The organism is Klebsiella sp. GB_Kp047 (assembly GCF_040065235.1).
Lineage (GTDB): Bacteria > Pseudomonadota > Gammaproteobacteria > Enterobacterales > Enterobacteriaceae > Klebsiella > Klebsiella quasipneumoniae.
The window spans coordinates 427,255-441,061 of sequence record NZ_JBEAJG010000028.1 but is presented as its reverse complement, the minus strand read 5'-3'; the positions used below and the strand labels follow the sequence as shown (position 1 = coordinate 441,061).

The 13,807-nt window shown below is 61.9% G+C and carries 6 protein-coding genes; 2 read left to right on the top strand and 4 right to left on the bottom strand.

The window, feature by feature from the left end:
* Nucleotides 1-108 precede the first annotated feature (108 nt).
* Together argA and ABLV76_RS10610 are read left to right on the top strand one after the other, a co-directional pair.
* Complete coding sequence (argA, locus tag ABLV76_RS10615; protein ID WP_004149616.1) at nucleotides 109-1,440, top strand: amino-acid N-acetyltransferase; 1,332 nt, start codon at nucleotides 109-111, stop codon at nucleotides 1,438-1,440.
* A 229-nt stretch (nucleotides 1,441-1,669) separates the two neighbouring features.
* Nucleotides 1,670-1,990 (top strand): hypothetical protein, encoded by a 321-nt coding sequence (locus tag ABLV76_RS10610; protein WP_017899229.1) that lies wholly within the window; start codon nucleotides 1,670-1,672, stop codon nucleotides 1,988-1,990.
* A 57-nt stretch (nucleotides 1,991-2,047) separates the two neighbouring features.
* Here the strand turns inward: ABLV76_RS10610 and recD are convergent, their stop codons facing one another.
* The 4 genes from recD to recC all read right to left on the bottom strand — a co-directional run bounded on the left by recD (nucleotide 2,048) and on the right by recC (nucleotide 13,805).
* Complete coding sequence (recD, locus tag ABLV76_RS10605) at nucleotides 2,048-3,892, bottom strand: exodeoxyribonuclease V subunit alpha (protein WP_108433608.1); 1,845 nt, start codon at nucleotides 3,890-3,892, stop codon at nucleotides 2,048-2,050.
* Entirely contained in the window at nucleotides 3,889-7,425 is a 3,537-nt protein-coding gene (gene recB, locus ABLV76_RS10600) for an exodeoxyribonuclease V subunit beta (protein WP_017899231.1), read from the bottom strand. Before recB ends, recD begins: the two co-directional genes overlap by 4 nt.
* Nucleotides 7,422-10,307 carry a pitrilysin gene (gene ptrA / locus ABLV76_RS10595; RefSeq protein ID WP_017899232.1) on the bottom strand — a complete coding sequence of 962 codons (2,886 nt, stop codon included), beginning with the start codon at nucleotides 10,305-10,307 and terminating at the stop codon, nucleotides 7,422-7,424. The genes recB and ptrA overlap by 4 nt, the downstream gene beginning before the upstream one ends.
* 120 nt (nucleotides 10,308-10,427) lie before the next feature.
* A complete protein-coding gene (recC, locus tag ABLV76_RS10590; RefSeq protein WP_348878301.1) occupies nucleotides 10,428-13,805 on the bottom strand; it encodes an exodeoxyribonuclease V subunit gamma in 3,378 nt (1,125 codons plus the stop codon).
* Between the last annotated feature and the right edge of the window lie 2 nt (nucleotides 13,806-13,807).

The following is a 13,807-nucleotide window of genomic DNA, read 5'->3' as shown; positions in this document are numbered from 1 at the left end:
CCGGGTCACATGTTTTTCGTGGCTTAGCCTCAAATTGGGGCTTGCGTTTAACGGCAAAACAGAATAAAAATACAATAATTACGAATAATCATGCATTGAGGGTTTGTCATGGTGAAGGAACGTCGCACTGAACTGGTAGAAGGATTCCGCCATTCTGTTCCCTATATAAATGCCCATCGGGGAAAAACGTTTGTCATCATGCTGGGCGGCGAAGCCATTGAGCATGAAAATTTTTCAAATATTGTCAATGACATAGGACTATTGCATAGCCTGGGCATTCGCCTGGTGGTGGTCTATGGCGCCCGCCCGCAGATTGACGCTAATCTCGCCGAGCACCACCACGAGCCGGTCTATCACAAGCAGACGCGAGTGACTGACGCCAAAACGCTGGAGCTGGTTAAGCAGGCGGCGGGGATGCTGCAGCTGGAGATCACCGCCCGCCTGTCGATGAGCCTCAACAACACCCCGCTGCAGGGGGCCCATATCAATGTCGTCAGCGGCAACTTTATCATCGCCCAGCCGCTGGGCGTCGATGACGGCGTCGATTATTGCCACAGCGGGCGCATTCGCCGCATTGACGAAGAGGCGATTCATCGCCAGCTCGACAGCGGCGCCATTGTCCTGATGGGGCCGGTCGCGGTGTCGGTCACCGGCGAGAGCTTTAACCTGACTTCGGAGGAGATCGCCACCCAGCTGGCCATCAAGCTGAAGGCGGAGAAAATGATCGGCTTCTGTTCGTCGCAAGGGGTTTACAACCAGGCCGGGGAAATTGTCTCTGAACTGTTCCCCAATGAAGCGCAGGCCCGCGTCGAAGAGCTGGAAGCGGACGAAGATTATAACTCTGGCACCGTGCGCTTCCTGCGCGGGGCGGTGAAGGCCTGCCGCAGCGGCGTGCGGCGCTGCCACCTGATCAGCTATCAGGAAAATGGCGCGCTGCTGCAGGAGCTGTTCTCACGCGACGGCATCGGCACCCAAATCGTCATGGAGAGCGCGGAGCAGATCCGTCGGGCGACCATCAACGATATCGGCGGTATTCTTGAGCTCATAAGCCCGCTGGAGCAGCAAGGCATCCTGGTGCGCCGCTCCCGCGAACAGCTGGAGATGGAGATCGACAAGTTCACCATTATTCAGCGCGATAACACCACCATCGCCTGCGCCGCCCTCTACCCTTTCCCGGAAGAGAAGATCGGCGAAATGGCCTGCGTGGCGGTGCATCCGGATTACCGGAGCTCGTCGCGGGGAGAGGTGCTGCTGGAGCGTATTGCCGCCCAGGCCAGACAGATGGGCCTGAGCAAGCTGTTCGTGTTAACCACCCGCAGCATCCACTGGTTCCAGGAGCGCGGCTTCACGCCGGTGGATATCGACCTGCTGCCGGAGAGTAAAAAGCAAATGTATAACTATCAGCGCCGGTCGAAGGTGCTGATGGCCGACCTCGCTTAGCTCCTTCTCCCCCCTTTCTAACGGCCCGGGATAGCGCGACGCTCATCGCGTTATCCCCGAGGCCGGTATCCCCCTCTTCGCGCCGATCTGACGTGCGGCACGCGGGCTAAATTCCTGGTTTCCGCGCAGACCATATCTTTCTCGCTGGCTCACCGATATGCTACTGGCTGTCGACAGGATATCGACTGGCGCCACGGTCACCACCCGCCCTGCAAGGATCGCTTAACGAATGGAAACCCAACCGAACTGGCTGGTCAGACATATCAACCTCATTACCGCCGCGGTCGCCCTCTATCCGTGGTTGCTGTTGATTTTGTTGCTCTGGGACAACCAGCGCCATCATCAGAATGGCTATGCCGCGCTTGGCGCCGCCGTGGCGATATTATTTCTGCTGGCCCTGACGTCCGGCATGAATCTTCTCATCTCCTCGCTGGTGATTTTTTGTGCCCGCTGTTCCACCCCACCGCTGGCCGGCGGCGCAGCAGTCCGCTTTTTCGCCATGAACTCGATCTCGGCGCTCTGGCTTATCCCTCTGTTCTTCAGTTACTGATTTTTCCGCCAGCCCGGGCAACGGCTGCAGCATTTTCCATCGCCCGGACCCGGCGTCTCAGGGGGCTTCGCGCCCGGCGAAAATCTCCGCCAGGCCGCTGCGCCGCTCGGTGCGGGTCACAATGGCCTGGGAGAGCACCTGCTCGTCGGCATAGAGCGACAATCGCCGTTTTGCGCGGGTGATCGCGGTATAGACCAGTTCGCGTGTCACCAGAGGAACGCTGCGCGCCGGCAGGATCAGCGCCGCATGGTCGAACTCGGAGCCCTGCGATTTATGCACGGTCATCGCCCAGGCGGTGTCATGCTCCGGCAGGCGGCTCGGCTGCACCGACTTGATGACGCCGTCGGGCATCAGGAACCATACCCGCAGCTCGCCGTTGCGCTCCAGGGCGATGCCGATATCGCCGTTAAACAGCCCCAGCGCGCTGTCGTTGCGCGCGATCATAATCGGCCGGCCGTCATACCAGCGGGAGTGGCGCGGCAGGGCGATCGCCCGCTGGCGGTTGAGCCGCTGCTCCAGCCGCTCATTGACGCCGCTCACGCCGTACGGCCCTTCCCGCAGCGCGCACAGCAGCTGAAATTCGCTGAAGGCGGCCAGCATGGCCTGCGGTTCCGCCCGCTCGCGGCGCAGCTGCAGGTAGTGCTCATAGCCCTGCTGGGCCGCGCCGAGCATGGCTTCGTACTCTTCGGTCGTACTGAGGGGATGAAGCGCGATATCGTCAAACGGCTGGCGCAGCGTGGCCTTCACCGCCGCGCGCGCGCCAGCGTTCACCGCCCGCGCCAGGCTCCCGATGCCGGAGTGACTGCCGAAGCGATAGCTCTTTTGCAGCAGGCACAAGCTGTCTCTCAGCGCGCCAGCGATAGCCCCCTCGCCCGCTGGTACCGGCGAACCGGTCAGCCGGGTCAGCTCCTGCGCCCGCGCGGCGGTGTAGCCCGAGCTCGCCCAGGCGCAGATATCGCCCAGCACCGCCCCCGCTTCTACCGAGGCCAGCTGGTCACGATCGCCGAGGAAGATCACCCGCCCGTGAGCCGGCAGCGCGTCGATGAGCCGCGACATCATCGGCAGGTCGATCATCGAGGCTTCATCCACCACCAGCACGTCGAGATGCAGCGGGTTGCCGGCGTGATAGCGCATGCGCTGGCTGCCTGGCTGGGCGCCCAGCAGACGATGCAGCGTGCTGGCCTCGGTGGGAATCAACGCTTTCTGCGCGTCGGTCAGCGGCAGTTTTCTCAGCGCCGCGCCCAGCGATTCGGTCAGGCGCGCCGCCGCTTTCCCCGTCGGCGCCGCCAGACGAATACGACAGCGCGGACTATCTTCAATCTGGATCAGCGCCGCCAGAAGTTTGGCCACGGTGGTGGTCTTCCCGGTCCCGGGACCGCCGGAGATCACCGAGATGCGGCGGGTCAGCGCCACCGCCGCGGCAACTTTTTGCCAGTCGGTTTCGCCGGTAGCAGGGAACAGGGCATTGAGGGTTGCCGCCAGCCGGGCCTCATCCATCTCCAGCACCCGGTTGGCTTCGTTGAAGAAGCGGGCGACGGTCAGCTCGTTGCGCCACATCCGGTTCAGATAGAGCCGGTCGCCGCATAAAATCATCGGCGCCGGGGCATCGCCGCAGCTCACCGCCGACGAAGCGAGCAGCAGCGCGGGCCAGTCCTCCGGCGCGCCGGCGTCGGCCAGCAGCCGATCGCGGATCTCCCCCGCTTTCCCGCTGAGCGCCTCGTCGCCGCTCAGCCGCGAGAGCGGCAGGCACACGTGCCCCTCGCCGGCATCGCGGCTCAGCAAGGCCGCCGCCAGCTTGACCGCCGGCGGATCGTTTTGCGCCACCATCAGGGCAAACTGGACGTCCAGCGGCCGCAGCAGACGCTGCTCCACCGCCGCCAGCAGTAGTTGATCAAAAGTCATGAGGCCTCCTCCTGAGTTTCTCCGGCAAAAAGCTGATCCAGACCGTCAATCAGCGGTCGCACCGGCCGGGTAGTGAAGATCCCCTGCCCCCCCTCCTGACCGTCCATGCCGCGCAGGAAGAGATAAATCACGCCGCCGAAGTGGCGGTCATAGTCGTAATCGGCCAGCCGGTGGCGCAGATAGCGGTGCAGCGCCAGGCTGTACAGCTGATACTGCAGATCGTAGCGGTGGGCCCGCATCGCCTGCTCCATCGCCGGCCGGGTATAGGCCTCGCGATCTTCCCCCAGCCAGTTGGATTTGTAATCCAGCAGGTAATAGCGGCCTTCGTGGCGGAAGACCAGATCGATAAAACCCTTCAGCATGCCGCGCACCTGGCGGAAATCCAGCGGCGGCGTGTCGGCGGAAAGGGGATCGTACTGGCGGATAAGCGCATCAAGGCGCTCCGCCGTCAGCAGCTGCGCGATGGGCAGGTAAAATGCCATTTCCACCTGTTTATCCCGCGCCGCAAGCTGATTGAGCGCGATATCCGGCCCCGGCAGGCGGGTCTTCAGCACGCCCCCCAGCCAGTCGGTCAGCACCGGCGCCCACTGTGCGTCAAATCCGCTCAGCTGCAGTTTCTCCGCCATCCATCCGTCCGGCACCGGCTGGGTAAAGTCCAGTTCCTCAAACAGACTGTGCAGGAAGGTCCCCGGCGCAGCGCCGCGCGGGAACTGGTGCGGGGTCAGCTGCGGCTCTTCCACCACCTCGCCGACGCCGACGGCATCGATATCCAGACGTGGCAGCAGATCCTGCCCGCTGCTGAAGCCATGCTGCTGCAGACCGGAATAGCTGGTTACCCGCCAGTCATCGGCGATGCGGCGCTGCAGCTCGCGCGCCGATAGCGGGGGGATGCTCGCCGCCGGCGCCTGCCACGGGGTCAGATCCAGCTCGCCCGGCCTCTGCAATGCAATATCGCCATGGCAGAAGTCCGCTAAGCGCGCGGCCAGCCCGGCGGCATCCATGGCTTCGCCCGCCTGCAGCAGCCGCCCCAGGGCGCTCAGATGAAAATCGCTGTTGCCGGACTTTCGGCTGCTGAGGGGCGCTACGCCGAGGCTGCAGTGCCAGACCGCGCGGGTCAAGGCGACGTACAGCAGGCGCAGATCTTCCGCCAGCCGTTCCGCCTCCGCCAGTTCGAGGCTGGCCTCATCCTGGCCCAGATCCAGCACCGCCGCGAACGTCTCGCGATCGTGATAGAACGCCTGGTCCTGTTTGCGAAACCGGGCGATAAACGGCAGCCAGACCAGGGGATATTCCAGCCCTTTTGACTTATGAATAGTGACGATTTGCACCAGGTGCTTATCGCTTTCCAGACGCATCTGCTGGCTGGCAGCGTTGCTGTCCGGCTCGGCGATATGCTGCGTCAGCCAGCGCACCAGGGCATGCTCGCTTTCCAGCTGGCTGGCCGCCTCCTGCAGCAGTTCGCTGATGTGCAATATGTCGGTTAAGCGCCGCTCGCCGCCCCGGGTCGCCAGCAGGTTCTCGGCGATATGCCGGGCCGTCATCAGCGCCCGCAGCATCGGCATCACCCCGCGCTGACGCCAGATCTGGCGGTATTCACTGAACTCCTCCACCAGCGCGTCCCACGCCTGCTCATCTTGATTGAGATTTTCAATATCCCGCGCGGTCAGGCCAAACATCGAGGTCGCCAGCGCGCTGCGCAGGGTATTTTCCCGCTCCGGGGACAACACCGCCTGCAGCAGCCAGAGCAGCTCTTGGGCCTCCAGCGTCTCAAAAACGCTGTCGCGGTTGGAGAGGTAGACCGAAGGGATGCCCAGCGCCTGCAGCGCTTCACGCACCTGCGCCGCCTCCAGCCGGTTGCGCACCAGCACGGTAATATCCGAAGCCTGCACCGGGCGCGAGGTTTCCCCACGCCACAGCAGCGCGCGCCCCTGCTGACCAGCGCTTAGCCAGTCGCGGATCTGCGTGGCGCAGAGCTGCGCCATAAACGTCTGATAATCGCCGGCGCCCACGGTGTCGCCGGGCATCAACCAGACGTTCATCGCCGGTACGTCCGCCGCGTCAACGGTAAAGCGCAGCCCCTGGTTCTTCGCCGCCGCCTTCACCGGCAGGAACGGGATCTCGCGAAACATGAAGGGGTTATCGCTGAGGCTGAACAGCCGGTTGACGCTGCCCACCATGCCCGGCGAGGAGCGCCAGTTGGTGTCTAGCGTGTAGTGCGCAGCAACGTCGCCGCGCGCTTTCATATAGGTAAAGATATCGGCGCCGCGAAAGGCGTAGATGGCCTGCTTCGGATCGCCGATCAGCAGCAGCGCCGTCTCCGGCTGCTGGCGCCAGATACGGCGGAAAATCCGGTACTGTTGGGGGTCGGTGTCCTGAAATTCGTCGATCATCGCCACCGGAAAACGCTGGCGAATGGCGCTGGCCAGCGCCTCGCCGCTGTCGCCGCGCAGCGCCTCGTCAAGCCGGCTGAGCATATCGTCAAACCCCAGCTCGCCGCGGCGGCGCTTTTCGCGCGCGACCGCATCGCGGATCTCGACCATCGCTCTCGCCAGCACCAGATCGGTGAGCGTCAGCGACGAGGCCAGCAGCGATTCTACGGCGCTAAACAGAGGATGTACGGGCGGTTCGCCACCGGCTTTGGTACGCTCAAGCAGAAACGACTGGGCAAATTTCTCCAGCGCGTCGGGTAACTGATAGCTCAACGTCTCTTCCTGCGCCCAGGCGGTCACTTTCTCAAGCCATTTGCCCTGGTTGCCGCGATTGAACTTCCGCCGGTCAAGACCCGAATCTTCAAGCACGCCTTCGATCTCGCCCACCTGCTCGCGCCACTGCTGCTTGAGCGAGTCAATGCGGTCGATGATTTGCTGATGGCGTTCGGCCAGCGTCTCGTCGGCGGCTGGCGGCGACTTAAGCTGCGGCGCTTCGCCCTGCAGCCAGCGGTCAAGGGACTTCAGCAGATCGCGCGGCCCTTTCCAGACATCGTGTATCACCGCCGCGATATCGCGGGTCAGCGGATAACAGTGACGGCGCCAGAAGTCGGCGCAGGCCTGATAGCGCAGGCGGGATTCATCCTCTATCAGCTGCTGCTCGAACAGCATGCCCGATTCGAAGGCGTTAAGGCTCAGCATCCGCTGGCAAAAACCGTGGATGGTGAACACCGCCGCCTCGTCCATCTGCCGTTCAGCCAGCAGCAATGTCTTTACGGCGTCGTCTTTATCGACGATCTCCGCCAGCAGCGCGCTGTAGAGCGGGTTATCGGATTCACCGCGCATACAGGCGATGCGCAGCTCGTGGATGTTGCTGCGGATACGCCCGCGCAGCTCTTCGGTCGCCGCCTCGGTAAAGGTCACCACCAGCAGTTCTTCAACGCTGATGGCGCGGGGATAGGCTGCCTCGCCGCCCAGCCCCAGCAGCAGCCGCAGATACAGCGCGGCGATGGTAAAGGTTTTTCCGGTGCCCGCAGAGGCTTCTATCAGGCGCTCGCCCCTCAAGGGCAAGCGCAGGGGATCCAAAGACTCAGCGGTGTCGGTCATTCATTCTCTCGCATCAGGGGTAAGGATTGCTGCAATGCGCTGACGTTTTCCCACACTTTGCCGCCTGCCGGCTGGGCATAGTCCGCTTTGCCATTCTGGCTACCGGAAATCTGGGACAATATCGTCATGCCCTGCGGCTCCACCACCGTCTGATGGAAGAAGTCAGCAAGTTTTTGCGGCGTCAGCAGTTTAATCTGAGCCACTACTTTATCACGTGAATCAAAACGCATATTACCGCGATCGAAATCTTTGCTCAGTTTCGATGCCTCTTCGCCCAGCGTCTGCGGCGCCTGCATCATCTGGCTTATCACCGCTTGCTGGAGCTGGGCAAACTCTTCCGGCTTCATCGCCCGCAGCTTCGCCTCCGCGGTGGGGAAGAAGGCCTGGAACCGCTGCCAGAGGAAAGCCGGCTGCTTATCGCTACTTTGCAGCAGGAAGCCCATGCCCCACTGACGTCCCACGTTCATCGGGAAGGCAAAGACCGCGTAGCCGAGCTGCTCTTCGGTACGCAGCTGGTTATAGAACCACGGCTGAATAATCTGTCCCAGCAGGGTGCTGGCGGCGGTGCTGCTGAACTCATCCACGTTGGGCGGCGCGAACACCGCGGCCAGCGCAGAGTCGGTGCTGTTGCCCGTTTTGTTGAAGATCGCCAGCTGCTGCCGGTTCACCACTACATCTTTATTGCGGCACCATTCGTTGCCGTCAGCGCCCAGCTGCTGCTGGATCTGGCGAGCCAGCGTCGTGGCGGCATCGGCGGACATATTGCCGATCACCATCAGTTCAGGGCGTCCCTTGGTTTTCAGGTTGGCGCGGTAGTCGAGCACCTCCTGCAAGGTGATGGAAGGCAGCAACGCCCGGCGTACTTCGCGCTGGAAATACGGAACCTGGGAGACCATCTGGATCGGCATTATCGCCTGATCGTAGGCTTTGCCCTTCTCAGCGGAGTCCATCATTTGCGCATACCACGATTTGGCCTGCTCCAGCTGCTCCTCGGTCGGCGTATAGCTGAAGTACCCCTGCAGCAGGTCGCTGAACAGCGCCGGCAGGTGCTGGGTGTAGCCGTTGGCATTGACCATTAACCCGTTATTGGCGCCGGTGGAGAACGAAATGCCGCCGACCGCCGCCTGGTTACTGAGCTGATCGAGGGCGATGCCGGCGAGATAATCGTTGAGGGCAAACATCACCTGCCGGCGAGCGCTGTCCATCGCCTGGGGATTACGCAGCACCAGGGAGATATCCGCCTTCGGCTCGCTGGCGAAATACTGGCTCGGGGCATAAACCACCCGCAGCGTCGGTTCATCGAGGATCAGCTGCGGGTGCGGCCAGGCTTTATCGCTTTTGATGAGGGTGAAATCATCCGGAATATAGGGGTTGAGCACCGGCAGCTGCAGCTTGATGGCCTGCGCTTTTTGCTGCCAGTCAGCGAAGGTCTGCTCGCTAATCTTATCCACCTGATACGGCGCATCGACAAAATAGGCGGTCTTGTTATGCGGTTCCTGCGGGCTGATATACCAGATGCGCGCGTTCTGCGGGGTCATCATCGCCAGCCGGTCTTTAATCGCCTGCGGGTCGTACCGATCGGCAATGTTGACCACGTCCAGCGCATGCTCGACCGGCACCCGGATCATGGTATCCGCCAGCCATTCCACGTAATCCATATCACGGTTGATCGACGGATAGCGGAAATCCAGCGCCAGCACATGCGCCAGCTCGTCAAAGTAACGTTTGTCGACGCCCTGGGTACGCAGGAGGTCGAGGTAGCTGAATATGGCCGCCGTCACTTCGTCGCGGTGCGCCAGGCCTTTATCGGTGAGGGTGGCAGAGATCGCCAGCACGCCGCTGTTGCCGTTCACCACCGGGTCAGAATCCGCGCGGATGCCTTCCGCCAGTCCCTGCTTTTGCAGCCAGTCGGAGAGCGTCCCCGGGCTGCGGTTGCCGATCAGGTAAGTGACCAGCTCATCGGTTTTGCTGCGGAAGCGATCGCTGTTGTTGTCGATGCGAAACTCGACGCGCAGCACTTTACGCGGCATCGCCGGCACATAGTGAATAATGATGCCTTTTTGCGCATCGGTTACCACCGGCACGCTTATTTCCGGCCTGCTGATTTGACGATTCGGCACGCGGCCAAAGGTGTCAGCGGCCATGCGCGCCAGCTCCGGCAACGGCTTGTTGCTGTAGATCACCGCCTTCATCAGATTGGCGGAGTACCAGCTATCGCGGAAGGTATGCAGCGCATCAAGTACCGGGCTGCCGGGCTTATCGCTGAGCGTCTCGAGGTTGCCGCCAGAAAAGTGGGCCGCCGGGTGAGCCGGGTTAATGGTTTCTGCGCTGACCTGAGCCATGCGCATCCCGTCTCGCGTCCGGGCCATGGTTAGCTCGGCGTTGACCGCGTTACGTTCGCGGTCGGCATATTTTTTATCCAGCAGCGGCGCGGCAATGGCATCCGCCAGGCGGTCTACGGCCCCGTCCAGCGCATTATTCTCCACTTCGAGATAGAACGCGGTGCGGTAGGGCGCGGTGCTGGCGTTATGGCTGCCGCCGTGCAGTTTAAGAAACTCTGCCAGACTGTCAGGCTGGGGATATTTTTGTGACCCCATCAGCGTCATATGTTCCAGAAAATGCGCCAGCCCCTGATGATCGGCCGGATCCTGCAGGGATCCCACCGGCACCACCAGCGCCGACAGCGATTTCACCGCCTGCGGATCGGAAACCAGCAGCACGACCATGTCGTTATCAAGACGGATCGCCTGATACTGACGCGTATCTTTTTCGCTTTTGCGGATCGTCTCCTGAACAGGCTGCCATCCGGTGTCGGCCTGACTAAACGGCGCCCAGAGGGCGGCCAGCACAACAAAAATCTTGAACCATAAACTGCGGGGCATTCACGAACCTCATCATTAACAAACTTGCGCTGCACAGCGTGCAGCCTTTTATGTCCATCAGTCCGTGATACGTTGCGCATAATAAATGAACCGCCATTCACTGCGCAATTTTTATACTATTTAAATTTGTGTGGACTGATGGTAACGATATAGCGGTAACAGATAACGCTGCGTCTGGGCAATGATTTCTTCGTAATGCGCCGGCTCCAGCGAACGCCACAGGCGTTGATACCAGATATCGGCCCCCTCCCCGCTGACCACCATGTTACCTTCGTAGGTCTGCAGGAATTTGCTCCGCGCTTTCTGCTGCGTCTCTTCGTCCATTAAAATGACATCCTTTTCGGCGTCATAACAGGCTTTCAGCCAGGCGCCACCGCTTTCCGGCAGCAGCAGCAGCGGCTGCGACATCCCCAGCAAATAGCCATCCACCAGCTCATTCAGGTACGCCTGCGCCTCGGCGGGCGCCAGCGGCGGAAAACGCCACTCTCCCTCTTTACGCACAAACAGCCGGCTCTCGCCGGTACCGCCGCTGGCACAGTAGACAAGGTGTTCCAGCCAAAGTTGCATCCCCTGGGAGACGCTCAGCAGCGAAGGCCGCCAGCGCAGCAGCCCGTCCGGCTGCACCTGCTGCAGCCAGCCGGTCAGATTTACGCCGCCGCACTGGAGATCGATCTCCATGCTCTGCGCCTGCTGGCGCTCGGCCATCACCCGCTCGGCCAGGGCCTGCATCTCCAGTCGCTGCGTCTCCCACACCAGTTCGCCAAAGGCGCCATACGGCAGCTCGCCGGCGGCGCGGAAGCGGCGGAACATGGCCGAGACGTCCTGCTCCTCGATAAGGGTATTAAGCAATTGCTGGTTCAGTTGATAACGGCTCAGCCCTTCCAGGGTGAAGGGCTCGTCATCGGGAATATCATCCTCTTCCGCACGGAAATTGACCCGCAGACGCTGCTGAAAGAACGCGCGAACCGGGTGCTGCCAGAAGCGCAGGAGCTGCTCGAACGGCAGGCTGTCTATCGGCGGCGGGGTAAGCGGTTGAATGAAGTCGCTATGCGCCTCCCCCTGCTGGCCGGCGGCAGCCAGCCATTCCCGGGCGTAGCTCTTATTCTCGTTATCCTGGAAATTAGCGACGTCGAACGGCATGCGGGTATGCAGATGGGTGATGTGGGCTTTAACCCGCGCCTCGCTGGCGTCGCAATCAAGCTCCTCATCGCCGGCGAGACAGTGGCTCTGGCCGACGTAATCCACCAGCTCCTGCACCAGCACCGAGGGAAAGCGCTCGCTGTTGTCCTGGATAGAACGGCCGATGTAGCTGATATACAGCGTCTGTTCGGCGGACATCAGCGCCTCCAGGAACAGGTAGCGGTCATCATCGCGCCGGCTGCGGTCGCCGCGCTGCGGCTTCTGGCTCATTAAATCAAAACCCAGCGGCGGCAGCGTTCGCGGATAAACCCCATCGTTCATCCCCAGCAGGCAAACCACTTTGAAAGGAATAGAGCGCATCGGCATCAGGGTGCAGATATTGACCGGGCCGGCGAGAAAGCGCTGGCTGATCCGTTGCTGATCGAGGCGCTGGGCCAGCTCATCGCGCAGCAGCGTCAACGGCACCTGGTCGCCATACTGCGCCTCCAGACCGCTATCAATCACCGCCAGCCACTGCTGCTCAATCAGCGCCAGCGCCGCTTCGGTCTCACTGTCCGGCAGAAAAAAGTCATTCAGCAGATCGCGACAGACCGGCAGCCACTCCGCCAGCGGCCGCTGTTGGGCGAGACCGCGTCGCCACAGGTTAAGCTGCATCAGCAGCGATGCGAGGTTACCTACCAGCTCGGCGATCAAACCGCTGGATTCGTCATAGGGCAGCACCGACTGCCATTCGCCCTCCCGGCTGTCCATCGCGTAGCCCAGCAGCATGCGGGTAAGGCCGAACCGCCAGGTGTGCTGGCCGGTCGCCGGCAGGTCCAGCTCACGGACGTTGTCGTCATCCATTCCCCAGCGGACCCCGGACTCGTTGACCCACTGGCGCAGGTAGCGCAGACCCTCTTCATTGATGTTAAAGCGCGCCGCCAGCACCGGCACGTCCAGCAGCGCCAGCACATCTTCGCTGGCGAAGCGGCTGTCGGGCAGCGAGAGCAAAGTGATAAACGCCTGCAGCACCGGGTGCGACTCGCGGGCGCGGCGATCGTATATCGCCCACGGCAGCCAGCGGTCGCCGCTGGCGGCGCCAAACACCGCCTGTATATAGGGGCTGTAGCTGTCGATATCCGCCACCATGACGATGATATCCCGCGGCGTGAGCGTCGGATCCGCCTCCAGCATCGCCAGCAGCCGATCGTGCAGAACCTCCACTTCACGCTGCGGACTGTGGCAGACATGAATGCTCAGGCTGCGGTCATCCTGCGCCAGCGGACGTTTGTCGCGACTGTGGGCGAAAGCCTCCGCGCTCTGCCCGGCCACCGCCGCGTTGCGCAGTTCCAGGATATCCGACTGTAGATTATGCAACAGGTTATCGGGAACGATATCGACAAAGGCGTCCAGCTCCTCATAGCGCTCCAGCCCCGCCAGCAGGTAGATATAATCGCGCCCCAATTTACCCCAGGAGGCGAGCAACGGGTTGCCGACATCCTGCTCCCCGGCGTCATTAAACAACCCCGGCGCCTGCTCGGTGTCGCGAAACAGGGGTAGCGCGCGCGCCTCGCGGTGATGGCGCCGCTGACGCGATAGCAGCTTCGCCAGGAACGCCGGATCTTTAATATCACCCCAGTAATAGCGGCAGGGGTTGGTGAACAGCACATAGACATCGACATGCTTACCCAGCGCCTGCAGCGCCTGAAGATAGACCGGCGGCAGCGCGGAAATTCCACAGATAAAGACGCGCGACGGCAGCCCGGCGGGCGGTTCATCCGCCTTTTCCAGGGCGCTGATAAAGCGCTGATAGAGATTGGCGCGGTGCCACTGCGGCTGCCCCAGCTCGGCGGTATAGCGCACCAGCGCTTTCCACAGCGGCGCCTGCCACTGCTGGGCGTCGCCGAGGCCGTCAACCCGCTGGTCGGCCTCCCAGCGCATCAGCCATTCCGGGCGATAAACCAGATATTGGTCATAGAGGTCCGCTACCCGGGCGGCCAGCTGAAACAGCTTGCGCTTGTCGCCGTCATCGCTCAGATACTGGCGCAGCAGGATAAAATCGTCCTCTTCCAGGTGCTGCGGCAGGAGAGTCATCAGCTTCCAGCTCATGCTCTGCTTGCTGAAGGCGCTTTCGCCAGGGATATCCTTCAGGACGCGCACGAACATATCCCAGATAAAGCTCGCCGGCAGCGGGAACTCGATGTTGGCGGCAATGCCGAAGCGCGAGGCCAGGGTCATCTGCAGCCACTGCGCCATACCGGTACTCTGCACCAGCACCATTTCAGTCTGAAAAGGGTCATCCAGCCGCTGGCGCTCGACGATAAACTCCATCAACGCTTCGAGAACATCCAGCCGGTTTGAGTGGTAAACCCTTAACATAA